The following is a 17,584-nucleotide window of genomic DNA, read 5'->3' on the forward strand; positions in this document are numbered from 1 at the left end:
CATAACCTCTTGTAAGGGAAGTGGCCAGAATGAATGACATGGCGAAGAAGCGCAAGCTGATCTTGATCGGTAATGGCATGGCGGGCGTGAATGTCCTGGAGCAATTACTGAAAATTTCGAACGCGTTCGATATTAGCGTCTATGGCGATGAGCCTTATCCGAACTATAACCGCATCCAGCTCTCCTATGTGCTGGAGGGCAGCAAGACGCTCGACGACATAATATTGAACAGCCGCGAATGGTACGAAGAGAACGGCATCGAGCTTCACGTTGGGAGCAGAATCGTACGCATCGATACGGATAAGAAGCTTGTCTATACGAGCGCGGGCGACGCGGCGGAGTATGACGCGCTTATTATCGCGACCGGGTCGAAGCCGTTCATTCTCCCGATCCCGGGCGCCGGCAAGAAGGGCGTCATCGGCTTCCGGGACATCGCGGATTGCCAGACGATGATCGAGGCTTCCCGGCGAGTGAAGCAAGCGGCCGTCATCGGCGGCGGATTGCTCGGCTTGGAAGCGGCCAAAGGCTTGACTCAGCTCGGAATGGAGACGACCGTCGTCCACTTGATGGATACGCTGATGGAACGCCAGCTCGACGAGACGGCCGGCGGGATGCTGAAGGCGGAGCTGGAGCGCCAGGGGATCCGGTTCCTGATGGGGAAGAGAACGACGGAGGTGCTCGGCGGCGAGGAAGTCGCCGGCATCCGGTTCGAGGACGGGACGGAGCTGGATGCTCAGCTGCTCGTCATGTCGGCCGGCATCGTACCGAATATCGAGCTGGCCCAATCAAGCGGCATCGAGACGGGACGCGGCATCAAGGTGAACGATTATATGGAGACCAGCGCGCCTGACGTCTACGCCGTCGGCGAATGCTGCGAGCATCGGAACGTATGCTACGGTCTGGTCGCTCCGTTGTTCGAGCAAGGGGCGGTGCTGGCCAAGGTGCTGTGCGGCGCGCAGACTGCGCCTTACGAAGGCTCTTCGGTCTCGACCAAGCTGAAAATTTCGGGAGTAGACGTCTTCTCGGCGGGCGAATATACCGATCGTCCCGAGCACCGGGTGCTGCGCGTTCACGACGGGTGGCGCGGCCTGTACAAGAAAGTTCTGCTGCGGGACAAACGCTTCGTCGGAGCCGTTCTGTACGGGGACGTGACGGATGCGCCACTGCTCGCCCGGCTGATCCGGGAAGGGGCTGACATGACGGAGGAGCTCTACCAGGAGCTGTTCGGCGGAGGGCAATCTTCGGCTCAAGGCTGCTGCGGCGGAGGCAAGACCTCCATCGTCCAGGGAATGCCGGATGACGAAATCGTGTGCGGCTGCAACGGCGTGACGAAAGGAGATATTGTGAGAGTCATCCAAGAGGATGGTTTCACGACCGTCGACGAAATCAAAGCGAAGACCGGTGCGACGAGGTCGTGCGGCGGCTGCAAGCCGCTCGTGGAGCAATTGCTGCAATACGTGCTGGGCGACGGCTATCAAGATAAGGGCGGCGGGAAGAAGCAGGGGATCTGCGGCTGTACGACGCATACGCGCGACGAGATCGTCGTGGCCATTCGGGAGAAGAGGCTTACCAGCGTCCGCGAAGTAATGATGGTCATGGAATGGGAGCAGGCCGAAGGATGCTCCAAGTGCCGTCCCGCGTTGAATTATTATCTGGGCATGATCTGGCCGGCGGAGCGCGAGGATGAACGCGAGTCGCGGTTCGTTAACGAGAGGCTGCACGCCAACATTCAGAAGGACGGGACGTACAGCGTCATCCCGAGAATGTACGGTGGCGTCACGACACCGGAGCAGCTCAGGCAAATCGCCGACGCCGCGGACAAATACAACGCGAAGATGGTGAAGGTGACGGGTGGTCAGCGAATCGACCTGCTCGGTATCGAGAAGAAGGATCTGCCGGCCATCTGGGAGGAGCTCGGCATGCCATCCGGCTATGGCTACGCCAAGGCGCTGCGGACGGTCAAGACGTGCGTAGGCTCGAGATTCTGCCGCTTCGGCACGCAGGACTCGGTCGGCATGGGCATCCTGCTCGAGAAGAAGTTCGAGCGGCTGTGGATGCCTGCGAAGTTCAAGATGGCGGTCAACGGCTGCCCTCGCAACTGCGCGGAATCGGGCACCAAGGATCTGGGCATCGTCGGCAACGACGGGGGCTGGGAGGTATATGTCGGCGGGAACGGCGGCATCCGGATGAAGGAGGCGGAGCTGCTCTGCAAGGTGAAGACCGACGAGGAGCTGATCGAGCTATGCGGAGCGTTCATCCAATATTACCGCGAGACCGGGAATTACGCCGAACGCACGTCGGATTGGCTCGAGCGCCTGGGACTGGAGCAAGTGAAGAAAGCCGTCGTCGATGACCTCGAGCTGAGAAAGCAGCTGATCGAACGCGTGGAGCTGGCTCTTGCCGGACTACGCGACCCTTGGCGGGAAGTGACGGAGAACGAGAAGCTGCAGCGGCAGCTCTACCAGGCGATAGAAGTAACGGCGGAGTAATGCAAAGGATGAGGAGGAGAGGCCATGATTACGCAAGAGCATTTGGGCTATAGGGCGGTCGGACGGAGGTCCGACTTCCCTGCGGGGCTCGGCAGGACGGTACGGCTTGGGAATCTGGAGCTTGCGGTTTTCCATACGACGGACGGAGAGCTGTTCGCGCTCGAGAATCGCACCCCGCACCCCAAGGGAGGAACGTTGTCGGAAGCTATCGTGAGCGGGCATTTTATTTATTGTCCATTGAGGGACCTGAAGATCAATCTGGAGGACGGACGGGTGCAAGCTCCGGATACGGGCTTCGCCCAGGCATATCCCGTCAGAATAACGGAAGGAATCGTAGAGATCGATGTGATTCGCTTAACAGACGAGGACTAATCGGGAAGGTGTGATGAGCATGTTATCCGGCGTCATTCTGGCGGGAGGAAATCATCGGGACCTGCAGGAGCGGCATCCGTCGTTCGTGACGATCGACGGCGAGACGATCCTGGAGCGGCAAATACGCGAGATGAAGTCCTGCTGCTCGGACATAACGGTCGTGACGAATCATCCGGAGCTGTTCCTGCGCGCAGTCGACCGCGATATCCGAATTATTACGGATTATTATTCGGGCAGAGGTTATTTGAGCGGCATGCATGCCGGACTGTCCCTTGCGAAGCGCCAGGATGTGTGGGTGCTCGGCTGCCATATGCCGTACGCGTCGGCCGACGCGGCCAGGTTTCTGGAATCCTGCAAGCAGGAAGGGATGCATGCGGTCATTCCATGGCTGGATCATAGGGCTCAGCCCCTCCACGGCATTTATGACCGCTCCAGCGCGGAATGGATCGAGAAGATGCTCTGCGTCGGAGGAAGCGATGTCGGGGAGCTGCTTCGCAAGCTGAATTGGCGGGAGGTCGCGGAGGGGGAATTCGCCGGGCAAGGCATCGACACCCGGTTCATCCGGAAGCTTCGGGCCGGAACCTTGCCTTTCGATGAGCGGGCGGAGCTGCAGAGGCGGCCTGTTTAATCGAAATTCGAACTGTGAGAAATGTCATAGAGCGAGGCATGTGAAACTTGTAACATAGAGTTATCAAAGCGGAGGTGTTCATGATGGCGATGAAGGAAAAGGATCTTACGGAGCGCAAAGTGGCGCTTGAACCGTGGCGCGGATTCGCGGGCGGCAGCTGGCAGAAGGGGATCGACGTGAACGCGTTCATCGAACGGAATATAACCCCTTACGAAGGAGACGAAGCGTTCCTGACGGGGCCGACGGACGATACGACAGCGTTGTGGAAGAGAGTCAGCCAGCTCCTGAAGGAGGAACGGGACCGCGGAGGCGTGCATGATGTCGACGTCAATACCATATCTACGATTACGTCTCATAACCCTGGCTACATCGACCAGGCGCGCGAGAAGATCGTCGGCGTGCAGACGGATGCTCCCCTGAAGCGCTCGATTCAGCCGTTCGGCGGAATACGGATGGCGGCGGACGCTTGCGAAGCCTACGGCTACAAGCTTCCCGCCGAGATGGAGGCGTTGTTCACCGATATTCGCAAAACGCATAATCAAGGCGTATTCGACGCTTATACGACGGAGATGCGCGCGGCCCGCAGGGCCGGCATCGTGACGGGACTGCCCGACGCGTACGGTCGCGGACGCATCATTGGCGACTATCGCAGAGCGGCCCTGTATGGGGTTGATAAACTGATCGCGAACAAGAAAGAAGAGCTGCTTCAGCTCGAGGTCGACGCGATGAGCGAGGATGTCATTCGTCTGCGCGAGGAGCTGTCGGAGCAGATCCGCAGCTTGGGCGAACTGAAGCGGATGGCCGCATCGTACGGCTACGATATATCCGCTCCGGCCGCGAACGCGAAGGAGGCCGTGCAGTGGCTGTACTTCGCCTATCTCGCGGCGATCAAGGAACAGAACGGCGCGGCCATGAGTCTTGGACGCGTATCGAGCTTCCTGGATATTTATATGGAACGGGATATCCAGGAAGGAACGCTGACCGAGCAAGAAGCCCAAGAGTTGGTCGACCACTTCGTCATGAAGCTGCGCATCGTGAAGTTCCTGCGCACGCCGGATTACAACGAGCTGTTCAGCGGCGATCCGACTTGGGTGACGGAATCGGTAGGCGGCATGGGCCTGAACGGCAAGACGCGCGTCACGCGCAATTCGTTCCGCTTCCTTCATACGCTCTATAACCTGGGGCCGGCCCCGGAGCCGAACCTCACGATTCTATGGTCGACGCGGCTGCCGGAGAAGTTCAAGCAGTATTGCGCCCGCGTCTCGGCCGAGACCAGCTCGATTCAATACGAGAACGATGATCTCATGCGGCCGCACTTCGGCGACGATTACGGCATTGCTTGCTGCGTATCCGCGATGCGGATCGGCAAGCAGATGCAATTCTTCGGCGCTCGCGCCAACCTGGCCAAAGCGCTGCTCTACGCCATTAACGGCGGCATGGACGAGAAGCTGGGCATTCAGGTTGGCCCCGCCATCGCTCCGATCACGTCGGAGGTGCTGGATTACGAAGAAGTCGCGGCCAAGTTCGAGATCGTTCAGGATTGGCTGGCGAGGCTGTATATGAATACGCTGAACGTCATTCATTACATGCATGACAAATACAGCTACGAGCGAATCGAGATGGCGCTGCACGACCGGGATATTGTAAGAACGATGGCTTGCGGCATCGCCGGCTTGTCGGTAGTCGCGGACAGCTTGAGCGCGATCCGTTACGCGAAGGTTCGTCCGATCCGCAATGAGCAAGGAATCGCGGTCGACTTCGAGATCGAAGGCGATTACCCGCAGTATGGCAACAACGACGACAGCGTCGATCAATTAGCCGTTCAGCTGGTCGAAGGCTTCATGAACAAGCTGCGGAAGCATAAGCCGTATCGCGGAGCGATTCCGACGCTGTCGGTGCTGACGATCACGTCGAACGTCGTATACGGGAAGAAGACGGGGAGCACGCCGGACGGACGCAGAGCGGGCGAGCCGTTCGCGCCGGGCGCCAACCCGATGCATGGCCGCGACCGCAAAGGCGCTCTAGCGTCGCTGGCTTCGGTAGCCAAAATTCCGTACGCCCACAGCTTGGACGGCATCTCCAACACGTTCTCGATCATTCCGAAGGCGCTTGGCAAGGAAGAGACGGTTCGCTTCGGCAATCTGGCCTCGTTGCTGGACGGGTATGCGGCAAGCGGCGGTCACCATCTGAACGTGAACGTATTTAACCGCGAACAGCTGATGGACGCCATGGAGCATCCGGAGGAATACCCTCAGCTTACCATCCGGGTATCGGGCTACGCCGTTAACTTCATCAAGTTGACCAGAGAACAGCAGCTGGACGTCATTAATCGAACCTTCCACGGAGAATTCTAACCTCCGGCTTGAATGGAATTACGAAAAGGAGCGTGGCCCTCATGAAAGGCCGAATTCACTCAATGGACACCTTCGGTACCGTGGACGGACCAGGCATACGCTTTGTGCTGTTCATGCAGGGCTGCGCGCTGCAATGCCAATTCTGCCATAACCCCGATACGTGGGATACGTCGGGAGGACGCCAAGTGACCGTCGAGGACATCTTGCGGGAGATCGAACCGTATTTGCCATACTACAAGGGTTCTGGAGGCGGCATTACGGTAACGGGCGGCGAGCCGACGCTGCAAGCTCCGTTCGTCGCCGAATTGTTCAAGGCTTGCAAGGAGCGGTTCGGCCTGCATACGACGCTTGACAGCTCCGGCTTCTGCGAGTCCTCCCATATGCACGAGCTTATGGCCTATACCGATCTCGTGCTGCTGGACTTGAAGCAGATGAATAGAGAGAAGCACGTCGCCTTGACTTCACAGCCGAATGACCGGATCGTAGCGTTCGCCAAGTGGTTGTCCGAGCATCGGAAGCCGGTCTGGATCCGGCATGTGCTGATCCCGGGAGTGACGGACGGCCAGGCGGATCTGCAGGCGCTGGGCGGGTTCATGGGAACCCTGACGAACATCGAGAAGTTCGAGCTGCTGCCGTACCACCGGATGGGCGTATACAAATGGCAGCAGCTCGGCAGAGAGTATCCGCTTGAAGGCGTGCCTACGCCTACGGACCGCGAAGTCGAGCGTGCGAAGCAATGGATCGAAGCGGCAAGACAGCATCCGGGGGAACCCTTACGATCATCCGTGAGGAGCCCCAGGCTCACAAGGGAGGATGATCGCATTCACGGCTCCGACTCCTCCGATCATGCCACTGCGTAACGTTTTTTGAGCCTGTAGAGCGGTATGTTAAGCGCTGCCTATCCTTTGGGATAGCGGCGCTTTTGCTGCTGAAGCCTGTGATCAAAATAACAGTTGTTGAATGCAAAAAAAAATATAATGGAACTATCTTAATAGATGTTCATGTGAAAAAAGTCACGAGGGTAGCGAGGAGAATGAGACCATGCTTTCCGTTTCTATTATCGGTATTTTGCTGAGGTTTATTCTTGGAGGCATCGCCGTTGCGGTTGCATCACTGATCGCCAAGCGGGTCGGAGGTGTATTTGGCGGAATTTTCGCGGCATTCCCGGCCGTTTTCCTGGCGGCGCTGCTGACGATTCGATGGGACTATTCCGGCTATGAGCTGATCCGGAACTCGATTGTTTTGTCTCAAGGAGCGCTGATAGGTATGGCCATCAATATCGTCTGCGCCCTTGCGGTCGGTTATTTAAGCGCCAGGAAAGGTTGGAAGAAGGGATTGACCTTGTCTGTTAGCGGCTGGTTGATTGTTTCGTTCTCGATTTCCTATATCATGTTCAGCCTATAGAGAAGGAGCGGATATGAGATGAGTTTAAAGGAGTTTTTATTACGATTTATTATCGGCGGGCTTGCCGTAGCGCTGAGCTATACAGCTTCCGTCTTGATTCCATGGAAAACGCTGGGCGGACTATTCGCCGCGTTCCCTGCCGTTATGGTCGTCGCCGTGCTTTTGGTAGGAATCAACCAGGGCTCCGGGAAGGCGTCCGAGATTGCCAAAGGCTCCGTATTCGGCATGACAGGCTGCGCTATTTGCGTCGTAACCGTACTCTTAGCCTTGCAGCTTACAGGCGTCTGGTGGTTAAGCATGCTGCTTGGGCTCCTTAGCTGGTTTGTGGGCGCCCTGACGATTTTTGAGCTGCGCAACCGGTTGCAACATTTATTCGGCAAGCGAGCTAAGCGCATGTGATATATTTCACCGCGTCATAAGACGGGAGGCAATATACTTAAGGCATGCACCACCTATCTGCAGGAAGGATAACAAACAGCATCAACCTATTATTCCTGTATGCTTTGTAAAAACGCAAAATGGGAGGAACATTATGGGACAGAGCAGGACGTTTCATGCTGCGATAGGATCGGCGGTTCCGACGGAGCTATCCCGCTTGATCGAGCAACTACAGGACGAACATCTTGAGCTAAACGAATGTCTGTCCGAGATGGCGGTCAGAGCTTATTGCGTTATGTCGGAGCAAGAGTCAGGCCTCGCTGCGCAAGAACTTTTACGGTTGGAGCTGCTCACGATATCCTTCCGAAATGAGCTGGAACGCCATGCTGCATGGGAGGAGAACATCTTGTTTCCATTCCTGAGCACCTATTTCGACAAATCCTTGAAACCAAGCCTTCTCCCTTCCTTGTGGACGTTGGAGAAAGATCATGAGCTGGGTGACAGCTACCTGCAATCCTTCTTACGGTCCGTGCATGATGCGGGGACGAATTTCGACCGAAAACGAACTAGGGGAGCCGTGGACGATCTAATTCAAGCTTGTTATATTCTAAGCAAGCATCTTGAGGATGAAGAGCGCTGGGTATTCCCTCTAGCGGATTCCGTGCTGACGGATATGGATCTGCTATTCGCTACCTAAGCGAGGGCGTATAACCATCCGTGAGGCCCCCCCCTGTCGATAAGATCAAGGGGGGATTTCCCTTGTCTAAAAATCAGGGTGGCTCCCGATGTTGCCGCGCTTCCGTTCGCGATATGATAGATGCAGAGAACGAAACCGAGAGGGGAATGAGCATGGGCGCTGGAGTTGAACGGGTGGAAGGACTGGAGCCGGTCTTATCGAAGGAGAGCTTCGAGAAGCTGGAGGGCATCATGTATGTGCGCAACGTGGAGAAGGGCACCTGTTTGTTCTGGGAAGGCGACCCTGCGGATAAATTGTATTTCGTCATGCACGGACGAGTAAGGACGACGAAGACCTCCGACAGCGGCCGCGCGCTTACATTATATTTGCACCAGAAAGGCGATCTGCTCGGACAGATGGACCCTTTCAAAGAATCCATTCATAGCTTCAGCGCGGAAGTGACCGAGGATGCGAAGGTCGGCGTTATCCAATGCAAGGACCTGGAGGTCCTGCTCTGGCAGCATGGCGACCTCGCGGTCGAGTTCATGAAATGGATGGGGCTTATGCATCGTCTGACGCAGACGAAGTTCCGGGACCTCATGATGTTCGGGAAGACCGGCGCTCTCTGTTCCCTGCTCATTCGACTCGGGAATTCCTACGGTCAGGAGAAGAACGGGAAAGTTTATATCGATCTCAAGATGAACAATACGGAGATGGCGGATATGATCGGCGCGACGCGCGAGAGCGTGAATCGCATGCTGAGCGACCTGAAGAAGGAAGGCGTCATTGACAACGTGAATGGCCAATTCGTGATCCACGATCTCGCTTATCTTCGGGACGTGTGCCACTGCGAGAATTGCCCGAAGGAAATATGCCGCATGTAGGAACGAATAAGCGATTTGCAACCCCGACTGCCGGCAGTCGGGGTTTCATGAGATTATTCGTGGCTGCCCCTAGCGGGCGGTCAGGGATTTCCCTGATTAGACCGGCTGGGCGGAAGGAGTGAAAAGAGACGATGATTCTGAAGAATGAGTATCCCGAGATCAGGCTCGAGGCGGAGTGCCTCGTGTCGAGAACGCATAGCGACTTTGCCGCGATCGCGCTGCCGTCCGGATCGTTCGGGAAGATGAAGTGGGATATCGTGATCGGCAGCCGGAGCGACAGACTCGAACGGATGAAGATCAAGCCGGGAATCGGTCTCGGCGGAATGGTATTGAGGCATGGAATGATTTATATGGTGAATCATAATCAACATCCGTCGATGCGCAAGGAATGTCCGGTCATGCTTGCGGAGAAGCTGGAGTCGGGCATGGCGTTCCCTCTGCCTCTCTTGTCGGCCGAGAGTTCCTGCGGGGTATTGCTTCTTGGGAGAAGAACGGACATGTACATGGAAGAGGATATAGCCGGCGTTCAGCTTTTGCTTGCGGAGAAGTTGTTGAAAAGCCGATGCTTCGGACGTTATGATGGGACTACAATCCAATAACCTTGGGGAGGATAAGGCTGATGATCCGAATCATGATCGTGGACGATCATTCGATGATCCGCGCGGGACTGCGCATGCTGCTCAGCAGCAAAGAAGATATCGAGGTTGTGGCGGAAGCTTCAGAAGGCGACGAAGGCATTCGCGCGGCGCTGGAGCTCCGGCCGGATGTCGTGCTTATGGATTTGAGCATGCCGCACGGGAAGGACGGTCTTACCGCAGCGTCCGAGCTGAAGGAGAAGCTGCCGGATACGGCCGTTCTCATTCTGACGATGCATGACGACGACGAATATTTGTTCCGGGCGATTAACGCGGGAGCCGGCGGCTATGTGCTCAAGAGCGCGCCGCACGAGGAGCTGCTCGCCGCTATCCGCACTGTAGCGCGAGGAGACGCCTATCTGTATCCGACCGCGACGAAGCGGCTGATGAATGAATTCATAGGCCGGATGACGAGGGGAGAAAGCAAGGACGTATTCGATACCCTCTCGGAGCGGGAGAAGGAAGTGCTGGAGCTGACGGCCAAAGGGTATGGCAACAAGGAAATCGCGGAGCAGCTGATCATCAGCGTGAAGACGGTAGAGACTCACAAAAGCAACGTGATGGAGAAGCTGGGACTGAAGTCGAGGCCCGAGCTCATTAAGTATGCGATGAAGAAAGGGTTGTTGCATTTTGAATGAGAAACGGCTTCCGTACGGAACGGATGTCATAGGCGGCCAATTAGATGCACTTGTGGCGCAATTAGATACCCGTATCGGGGATGAACAGCTTCGCAGCGATCTTCGCCAGTCCCTCAAGCAATTGGCGGATGTGAAGTATGCTCTGGATGAATCGTCGATCGTCGCCGTAACCGACAGCAAGGGCAGGATTCAGTATGTTAACGATAAGTTCTGCGAAATATCCAAGTACGCTCGGGATGAGCTTCTTGGTAACGACCATCGCATCATTAACTCCGGCTATCATGATAAATCGTTTATGAAAAACTTATGGAGTACCATCGCTTCCGGCAACGTATGGGAAGGGGATATTAAGAATCGCGCTAAGGACGGTACATATTATTGGGTAAATACGACTATCGTGCCCTTCGTGGGCGAGGACGGGAAGCCGTATCAGTATCTTGCGATCCGCAACGAGGTGACGAGACTCAAGCGGGTAGAGGAGGAGCTTCAGGAGACGCTGGCTAAAGTGATGACGATCCAGGAGGATGAACGGCGCAAGTTCTCCCGCGAGCTTCACGACGGTATCGGGCAAAGTCTCTTCTCCCTGTTAATTCAGCTCGACCGGGTCATCTCTTCCAAGGACGCGGGGCGTGAAGAAGAGCTTGGCCTGATCCGCAATTATGTTGCAAACATTATCGAGGAAGTGAGAGGAATGGCCTGGGAGCTGCGTCCGTCGGTGCTGGACGATCTGGGCATTGTTCCCGCAATCCGGTCCTATATCGATAACTATTCTTCGCATTATGGAATCCAGGTTAGTTTTACCTGCAATTTGCGCGGGAGATACGGGATACAGACCGAAACGGTCATCTATCGCGTAATCCAGGAAGCGCTGACGAACACGGCCAAATACGCCGATGTCTCGGAAGCGGAGGTGTCCATCCACGAGGGCGAAGACGATATCGTCACGCGTGTCGTCGATCGCGGGGCAGGGTTCGATCCAAGCGCAAGGACGAAGGGCGTCGGCCGATTCAGCATGAACGAGAGGGCGAGAATTGCCGGAGGCAGCCTGCAGGTAGATTCCGCGCCGGGCCAGGGCACGTGCATAACGCTTATCCTTCCCAAGCATTAAGCCGTCCATTTATCGTTCGTGTGACGAAGATCACAGCGAGTACGCCTTAGAAGAGCTATAGTATAGACATAGAGAGAAGCGCAGAAACGATACAACATCCGAAACGGCGCTTTCCTCTAACATACTTTGTGAATAGATTCACAATAGGAGAGTGGATGTCATGATGAAGTTTTTGCGAGAGAACGTGTATGCGGCCGGGTTGTTGTTCCTCTTAAGGATCTATGTCGGCTGGGAATGGCTTAATGCCGGCTTCCACAAGCTGACGGGCGGATTTGACGCGACGGGCTTCCTGAAGAACGCGATCGCGAATCCGGTGTCGGACAAAGGAACGCAGGAGCTGGTGTACCCTACCTTTACGAGGTTCCTGGAGCAAGTAGCGCTGCCGAACGTGAAGATCATTAACTTCCTTATCCCCGTAGGGGAGACGCTGGTCGGAATCGGGCTTATCGTCGGCGGCTTGACCGCGGCGGCCGCATTCTTCGGATTGATGATGAACTTCATGTTCCTCTTCGCCGGCACGGTAAGCACGAATCCTTGGCTCATCTTGTTAGGTCTTGTGGTCATAGCGGCCGGTACAAACGCCGGACGATTCGGAATCGACTACTATCTGCTTCCTCTGCTTCGCAAGCTGATGCGCCGCAACGATCAAGAGAAGCCGCAAACGCCAACGCTTCCTAAACCGCGTCATCGGGCCGCTCATTAACCAGGCTAATGATATTGATGTAAGGACCGCAACCAGCCGACGGCTATATGCCGGCGGCTGGTTTTTGAAGCAGGAACCAGCCTAATTTGCGAATTCCAGGGGGGACACGGTATGTATAAAGACATAGAGCATACAAATCATTCGCATGTATTTAGGCAAATGATTGACCACATGCTTAACGGCGCTATTTTGACGGATAAATCGAAAAGGATTATTTATGTAAACCCCGCATTTACCCAATTAACGGGGTATACGCTTGATGAAGTATTGGGTAAAAATCCTAATTTGCTGAAATCGGGAAGACACGATCAAGCCTTTTTTCGAGATTTATGGCATCAGGTAGATACGATCGGGTATTGGGTTGGCGAGGTTTGGAACAGGAAGAAGGACGGGGAGATCTTTGCGGAGTACCAGAATATTTACTCTCTGAAAGGCAGCGATGGAGAGGTACAATATTATGCTGCAGTCTTCTCGGATATTTCCGAAAATAAAAGGAATGAAACAAAATTAAAGCAACGTGTTTATATAGATGAACTCACTTGTGTATATAATCGAAGATACTTTAATGAACGAATAGATGGACAAATAAAGTTGTCAAAGAAGAAGCACCACAACTTTTATCTTTTTATAATCGATATCGATTATTTCAAATTCTACAATGACCATTACGGCCATATTCAGGGGGATCACTGCCTCATAAAGGTTGCGTCGGCCCTCTCAGAGAGCCTGCAGAAAGGGGAGAGACTTTCACGGTTCGGCGGCGAAGAATTTGTTATTACAATCCCCGAATTGGAAGAAAAGAATTACGCTGCGGCTGCCGATCGTTTCTTAAATGCCATACGTCACTTGGAGATCCCGCATGCTTTCTCCCCCATACACGATTTCGTTACCATTAGCATTGGTGCGGCATGTTTGAAACCGGAACAAAAAATGACGAGCATTGAATTACTAAACCGTGCCGATACGGCGTTATATCGCGCAAAGCAGAGCGGTAGAAATCAAGCTGCGTCATGGGAGAACAACGATGAAGCAACTGGTCAGGAGGACAATGCATGAACTTCGAAACGACCCCCCATAACATTTATTTATTCAGAAGTACTAGAGAGGGACAGGTTGGTCTTAAGGTGCCTCTTATGTTGCTGCATGACGAACATATTACGCTTCGTCTTCAATTGGATTCGATTTATGAACTGGCCAATAGAATCGAGCGGGCTCCATTGGATAGAAGGAAAGAATGGCTGGATAAGCTTACGAGGTTAATGGTGGAATTCGAAGCAAAATCGCTATGTCATCTGAGCAAGGAAGAAGAGCTTCTGTTTCCTTTATTGGTACGCTATATGAGCAGGGAAAATAGTCCAATCGCCGTATTGGAATACGAACACGATCACGCGAAGCAAAACATCCGGCGTTACTACGAAATAATAAACGGTCTTTCTACGCCTATAAATACATCAGCCATTAATGAAATTGTAGGTTACGTAACGGAGGCCGTTGTCATATTGATGGATCACTTTCGCAAAGAAGAACAAGTGCTATTCCCGATTGCAAATTCTCTATTTACACAAGCAGAGATGGAATGGCTGCAAGATGAGTTTGAACGAATGGATGGGTGGATGGGGAGTGCTTTTTAAGCTCCGCCCGGCCGTATTTATTTTTCAGCCATGTGATAAATGTAACAGATTTCCACTTTTGCTTCGGCTATGATGGATTCATCAAGGAGATGAGTTGCCCCAAACAAAAGGTCTCCAAGGAGGATGAAATCATGGCTGTGAATGAAAAGAAACTCGAAACCCGTCACTCCGCTCAGGAAGAAGTGAACCGGCTGGTGGCGCGCGCGGTTCTCGCTCAGGAAGCTTATCTGCAGATGGATCAGGAGCAAATCGACGCCATCGTGCAGGCCATGGCGCTCGCGGGTCTGGACCGGCACATGAAGCTGGCCAAGATGGCCGTGGAGGAAACGGGCCGCGGCGTGTATGAGGACAAAATCACGAAAAACATCTTCGCGACGGAGTATATCTACCACAGCATCAAACATGACAAAACAGTGGGGGTCATCGAGGAGAACGCGTTCGAGAATTTCAAGAAGGTGGCAGAGCCCGTCGGCATCATTGCTGGGGTGACGCCGGTCACGAATCCGACGTCCACGACGATGTTTAAGACGTTGATCGCGGCGAAGACGCGCAATCCCATTATATTCGCCTTCCATCCTTCCGCGCAGCAGTGCAGCGCGGAAGCGGCCCGCACGCTGCTTGAAGCCGCCGTCACAAACGGAGCTCCCGAGCATTGCGTGCAGTGGGTAGAGACGCCGTCTCTTGAAGCGACGCAGCTGCTCATGAACCATCCGGACGTGGCGCTTGTGCTCGCCACGGGCGGATCCGCGATGGTGAAGGCTGCCTACAGCACCGGCAAACCGGCACTCGGGGTCGGCCCCGGCAATGTCCCGTGTTTGATCGAGCAGTCGGCGAACCTCAGGCAGGCGGTGACCGATCTCATTCTATCCAAGACCTTCGATAACGGCATGATCTGCGCATCCGAGCAAGCTGTCATCATTGAGGAGCCTGTCTACGAACAGGTGCGCAAGCTGATGAAGGAGAGCGGCTGCTACTTCTTGAACAAAGCGGAGACCGAAGCGGTATCGAACCTGGTGATCCATAGCGACAAATGTGCGGTGAATGCCATGATCGTCGGTCAGTCTGCCGAGAAGATCGCGGAGATGGCCGGCATCCAAGTTCCACAGGGAACGAAAATCCTCGTTGCCGAGCTTCAAGGCGTGGGTGTCAAGTTTCCGCTTTCCGCGGAGAAGCTAAGTCCCGTTCTTGCTTGTTATAAAGTGAAAAACGCCCAGCTGGGCATTGAGCGCGCGGCGGAAATCGTCGAATTCGGCGGGCTGGGACATTCGTCCGTCATTCATTCGAATAACGATGCCGTTATCCAGGCTTTTGCGAGCAGGCTCAAAACCGGCCGCATCATCGTGAACTCGCCTTCGACCCACGGCGCGATCGGCGATCTGTATAATACGAATCTGCCTTCGCTGACGCTCGGTTGCGGTTCGTATGGGCATAACTCGACGACCTCGAACGTTACGGCGGTGAACCTGATCAATGTTAAGCGGGTAGCCTACAGGACGGTCAATATGCAGTGGTTCAAAATTCCGCCGAAAATCTATTTCGAGAAAGGGTCGACGCAATATCTCGAGAAAATGCCGGGTATTTCCCGTATTCTCGTCGTGACTGATGCCATGATGGTGAAGCTGGGCTATGTGGAGAAGGTGGAGTATTATTTGCGCAAACGGGTAAACCCGGTTGCGATCGAGGTGTTCGCCGATGTCGAGCCGGATCCTTCCGTCGAGACGGTCGAGCGCGGCACGAAGCTGATGGAAAGCTTTCAGCCGGACTGCATCATAGCGCTTGGAGGCGGCTCTCCTATGGATGCGGCGAAGGCGATGTGGCTCTTCTACGAATATCCCGATACGAGCTTCCATTCGCTCAAGCAGAAGTTTCTGGATATCCGCAAGCGTGTCTACAAGTATCCGCGGCTGGGGGACAAGGCAAGATTCGTAGCCATTCCGACCACGTCGGGTACAGGCTCGGAAGTGACGTCGTTCGCGGTCATTACCGACAAGAACGAAGGGCATACCAAATATCCGCTGGCGGACTACGAGCTGACGCCGGACGTAGCGATTATCGATCCGGAGTTCGTCTACAGCTTGCCGAAGACGGCGGTAGCGGATACCGGGATGGACGTACTCACGCACGCCATCGAGGCCTATGTCTCGGTTATGGCGAGCGACTACACGGATGGCCTGGCGCTTCATGCTATTCGCTTAGTATTCCAGAATTTAGAGAAATCATATCATGCGGCCGATCCGGTCGCTCGCGAGAAAATGCATAATGCTTCCACGATCGCCGGGATGGCTTTTGCGAATGCATTCCTCGGCATCAACCACAGCTTGGCGCATAAGTGGGGCGGCCAATACCATACGGCGCATGGACGGACGAACGCGATTCTGATGCCGCACGTCATCCGCTATAATGCGCAGAAGCCGACCAAGTTCGCTTCGTTCCCGAAATACGATCACTTCGTCGCGGATGAACGCTATGCGGAGATTGCCCGCATGCTGGGGCTTCCGGCGAAGACGACGGAAGAGGGCGTGAACAGCCTGATCGAGGCGGTGCGCAAGCTGAACCAGTCGCTTGGCATTCCGGAGAAATTCAAAGATCTAGGCTTCGATCCGGCCGATTTCGAAGCGCGCGTTGAGTACCTCGCCGACCGGGCTTTCGAAGACCAATGCACAACCGCGAATCCGCGGATGCCGCTTGTGACGGAGCTGGCGAACGTATACCGCAATGCGTTCTACGGAAAATTCTAGCTCTAGATATCGTGCTCTTGGCTGCCGATCCGCCGGATCGGCGGCTTTCTTTTTGCGTGCGAGGTGTGATATCGCTCACTGCCCCGGCAACGCGCAGCCTGTAGAATAGACATCAAGAGGAGATGAATACGATGGAGCAAAGAGCATTCGTCATGATTAAGCCTGACGGCGTGAGACGCGGATTAATTGGTGAGATTGTTAGACGTTTCGAGTGCAAAGGTCTTCGGGTGATCCGAGCCGAGCTTATGCAAGTTTCAAGAGAGACCGCGCAAATCCATTATGGGCACCTGAGTGCCAAGCCGTTCTTCGACGAGTTGGTTGAATATATCACGTCCGGTCCCGTATTCGCCATGATTGTGGAGGGATGCGAGGCGGTCGCGAACTCCCGTTCGTTAATCGGACCAACGAATCCGCAGGATGCGCCGCCTGGAACGATACGTGGCGATTATGGACTGGATGTGTCCGAGAACGTCATTCACGGTTCCGATTCGGCAGATAACGCGGCGAAGGAGATCCAGTTATTTTTTAAGTGAACAAAAACAAGGGGTGAACGATTATGACAACCGAGACCGTTAATCAAAAGACTACTAAAAATTTGCTGCAATTCTGCTACACTTGCGCGGAAGCTCACACCTGCGATACGGAGAAGAAATGCATCGCTTGCTGGGAAGCTAACGGATTGTTGAACCATCAGGAAGAGGATAAGGAGGGCAGGGAGCTGACGACGGAGGAGCTTCTGGTCCTGTATGCCCTCTAAAAATGGTGAAATGCCGCGTAACCCGCGGCTTTTTTTATTGATAAAGTACATTTCAAAAATCAGGTGAAGGACAGTGATCTTCATCACATCGTATTCATATGGTTTATGGTAACTTTTTCATATGGGAGTTATTACTATGAATGGCAAATGGAATTCTAGGATAAAATAGGTCCCGCTCACATCAAAATG

General features: G+C 54.5%; 18 protein-coding genes. All 18 read left to right on the forward strand.

Annotation, left to right across the window (positions count from 1 at the left end; genetic code table 11):
- Window positions 1-29 precede the first annotated feature (29 nt).
- The gene (nirB, locus tag NQZ67_RS09175) at window positions 30-2,489 is read left to right on the forward strand and encodes a nitrite reductase large subunit NirB (RefSeq protein ID WP_306812782.1); all 2,460 of its coding nucleotides are present in this window, start codon (window positions 30-32) and stop codon (window positions 2,487-2,489) included.
- A gap of 24 nt (window positions 2,490-2,513) precedes the next feature.
- Window positions 2,514-2,861, forward strand: a complete 348-nt coding sequence (locus NQZ67_RS09180; RefSeq protein WP_257444827.1) for a nitrite reductase (NAD(P)H) small subunit — start codon at window positions 2,514-2,516, stop codon at window positions 2,859-2,861.
- Between the two features lie 13 nt (window positions 2,862-2,874).
- A complete protein-coding gene (mobA, locus tag NQZ67_RS09185; protein ID WP_257444829.1) occupies window positions 2,875-3,489 on the forward strand; it encodes a molybdenum cofactor guanylyltransferase in 615 nt (204 codons plus the stop codon).
- An 83-nt stretch (window positions 3,490-3,572) separates the two neighbouring features.
- Window positions 3,573-5,843, forward strand: coding sequence for a formate C-acetyltransferase (gene pflB, locus NQZ67_RS09190; protein ID WP_257444831.1), 2,271 nt, complete (start codon window positions 3,573-3,575; stop codon window positions 5,841-5,843).
- Window positions 5,844-5,884: 41 nt separating this feature from the next.
- Entirely contained in the window at window positions 5,885-6,703 is an 819-nt protein-coding gene (pflA, locus tag NQZ67_RS09195; protein WP_257444832.1) for a pyruvate formate-lyase-activating protein, read from the forward strand.
- Between the two features lie 181 nt (window positions 6,704-6,884).
- Window positions 6,885-7,247: a DUF3147 family protein gene (locus tag NQZ67_RS09200; RefSeq protein ID WP_257444834.1), complete on the forward strand. Its 363-nt coding sequence runs from the start codon at window positions 6,885-6,887 to the stop codon at window positions 7,245-7,247.
- An 18-nt stretch (window positions 7,248-7,265) separates the two neighbouring features.
- The gene (locus NQZ67_RS09205; protein WP_257444836.1) at window positions 7,266-7,646 is read left to right on the forward strand and encodes a DUF3147 family protein; all 381 of its coding nucleotides are present in this window, start codon (window positions 7,266-7,268) and stop codon (window positions 7,644-7,646) included.
- A 133-nt stretch (window positions 7,647-7,779) separates the two neighbouring features.
- Complete coding sequence (locus NQZ67_RS09210) at window positions 7,780-8,322, forward strand: hemerythrin domain-containing protein (protein WP_257444838.1); 543 nt, start codon at window positions 7,780-7,782, stop codon at window positions 8,320-8,322.
- Between the two features lie 152 nt (window positions 8,323-8,474).
- Complete coding sequence (locus NQZ67_RS09215) at window positions 8,475-9,185, forward strand: Crp/Fnr family transcriptional regulator (RefSeq protein WP_257444840.1); 711 nt, start codon at window positions 8,475-8,477, stop codon at window positions 9,183-9,185.
- Window positions 9,186-9,316: 131 nt separating this feature from the next.
- Window positions 9,317-9,784 carry a hypothetical protein gene (locus tag NQZ67_RS09220; RefSeq protein WP_257444842.1) on the forward strand — a complete coding sequence of 156 codons (468 nt, stop codon included), beginning with the start codon at window positions 9,317-9,319 and terminating at the stop codon, window positions 9,782-9,784.
- A 20-nt stretch (window positions 9,785-9,804) separates the two neighbouring features.
- Window positions 9,805-10,458, forward strand: a complete 654-nt coding sequence (locus NQZ67_RS09225) for a response regulator (RefSeq protein ID WP_306812783.1) — start codon at window positions 9,805-9,807, stop codon at window positions 10,456-10,458.
- Entirely contained in the window at window positions 10,451-11,566 is a 1,116-nt protein-coding gene (locus NQZ67_RS09230) for a sensor histidine kinase (RefSeq protein ID WP_306812784.1), read from the forward strand. The genes NQZ67_RS09225 and NQZ67_RS09230 overlap by 8 nt, the downstream gene beginning before the upstream one ends.
- A gap of 160 nt (window positions 11,567-11,726) precedes the next feature.
- Window positions 11,727-12,269, forward strand: a complete 543-nt coding sequence (locus NQZ67_RS09235) for a TQO small subunit DoxD (protein ID WP_257444843.1) — start codon at window positions 11,727-11,729, stop codon at window positions 12,267-12,269.
- 111 nt (window positions 12,270-12,380) lie between these two features.
- On the forward strand, window positions 12,381-13,325 hold the full coding sequence (locus NQZ67_RS09240; protein ID WP_257444845.1) for a sensor domain-containing diguanylate cyclase: 945 nt from the start codon (window positions 12,381-12,383) through the stop codon (window positions 13,323-13,325).
- A complete protein-coding gene (locus NQZ67_RS09245) occupies window positions 13,322-13,900 on the forward strand; it encodes a hemerythrin domain-containing protein (protein ID WP_257444847.1) in 579 nt (192 codons plus the stop codon). Before NQZ67_RS09240 ends, NQZ67_RS09245 begins: the two co-directional genes overlap by 4 nt.
- Before the next feature lie 131 nt (window positions 13,901-14,031).
- Complete coding sequence (gene adhE, locus NQZ67_RS09250; protein WP_257444849.1) at window positions 14,032-16,638, forward strand: bifunctional acetaldehyde-CoA/alcohol dehydrogenase; 2,607 nt, start codon at window positions 14,032-14,034, stop codon at window positions 16,636-16,638.
- A gap of 131 nt (window positions 16,639-16,769) precedes the next feature.
- Window positions 16,770-17,171 carry a nucleoside-diphosphate kinase gene (gene ndk / locus NQZ67_RS09255; RefSeq protein ID WP_257444851.1) on the forward strand — a complete coding sequence of 134 codons (402 nt, stop codon included), beginning with the start codon at window positions 16,770-16,772 and terminating at the stop codon, window positions 17,169-17,171.
- 23 nt (window positions 17,172-17,194) lie between these two features.
- Entirely contained in the window at window positions 17,195-17,395 is a 201-nt protein-coding gene (locus tag NQZ67_RS09260) for a hypothetical protein (RefSeq protein ID WP_257444853.1), read from the forward strand.
- The last annotated feature ends 189 nt before the right edge of the window (window positions 17,396-17,584 follow it).

This window comes from Paenibacillus soyae (genome assembly GCF_024623455.1).
GTDB classification, from domain to species: Bacteria; Bacillota; Bacilli; order Paenibacillales; family Paenibacillaceae; genus Pristimantibacillus; species Pristimantibacillus soyae.

Excerpts from the sequence above, each read along its gene's own strand:
- nirB (WP_306812782.1), top strand. The coding sequence starts at position 30 with ATGAATGACATGGCGAAGAAGCGCAAGCTGATCTTGATCGGTAATGGC.
- NQZ67_RS09180 (WP_257444827.1), top strand. The coding sequence starts at position 2,514 with ATGATTACGCAAGAGCATTTGGGCTATAGGGCGGTCGGACGGAGGTCC.
- mobA (WP_257444829.1), top strand. The coding sequence starts at position 2,875 with ATGAGCATGTTATCCGGCGTCATTCTGGCGGGAGGAAATCATCGGGAC.
- pflB (WP_257444831.1), top strand. The coding sequence starts at position 3,573 with ATGGCGATGAAGGAAAAGGATCTTACGGAGCGCAAAGTGGCGCTTGAA.
- pflA (WP_257444832.1), top strand. The coding sequence starts at position 5,885 with ATGAAAGGCCGAATTCACTCAATGGACACCTTCGGTACCGTGGACGGA.
- NQZ67_RS09200 (WP_257444834.1), top strand. The coding sequence starts at position 6,885 with ATGCTTTCCGTTTCTATTATCGGTATTTTGCTGAGGTTTATTCTTGGA.
- NQZ67_RS09205 (WP_257444836.1), top strand. The coding sequence starts at position 7,266 with ATGAGTTTAAAGGAGTTTTTATTACGATTTATTATCGGCGGGCTTGCC.
- NQZ67_RS09210 (WP_257444838.1), top strand. The coding sequence starts at position 7,780 with ATGGGACAGAGCAGGACGTTTCATGCTGCGATAGGATCGGCGGTTCCG.
- NQZ67_RS09215 (WP_257444840.1), top strand. The coding sequence starts at position 8,475 with ATGGGCGCTGGAGTTGAACGGGTGGAAGGACTGGAGCCGGTCTTATCG.
- NQZ67_RS09220 (WP_257444842.1), top strand. The coding sequence starts at position 9,317 with ATGATTCTGAAGAATGAGTATCCCGAGATCAGGCTCGAGGCGGAGTGC.
- NQZ67_RS09225 (WP_306812783.1), top strand. The coding sequence starts at position 9,805 with ATGATCCGAATCATGATCGTGGACGATCATTCGATGATCCGCGCGGGA.
- NQZ67_RS09235 (WP_257444843.1), top strand. The coding sequence starts at position 11,727 with ATGATGAAGTTTTTGCGAGAGAACGTGTATGCGGCCGGGTTGTTGTTC.
- NQZ67_RS09240 (WP_257444845.1), top strand. The coding sequence starts at position 12,381 with ATGTATAAAGACATAGAGCATACAAATCATTCGCATGTATTTAGGCAA.
- NQZ67_RS09245 (WP_257444847.1), top strand. The coding sequence starts at position 13,322 with ATGAACTTCGAAACGACCCCCCATAACATTTATTTATTCAGAAGTACT.
- adhE (WP_257444849.1), top strand. The coding sequence starts at position 14,032 with ATGGCTGTGAATGAAAAGAAACTCGAAACCCGTCACTCCGCTCAGGAA.
- ndk (WP_257444851.1), top strand. The coding sequence starts at position 16,770 with ATGGAGCAAAGAGCATTCGTCATGATTAAGCCTGACGGCGTGAGACGC.
- NQZ67_RS09260 (WP_257444853.1), top strand. The coding sequence starts at position 17,195 with ATGACAACCGAGACCGTTAATCAAAAGACTACTAAAAATTTGCTGCAA.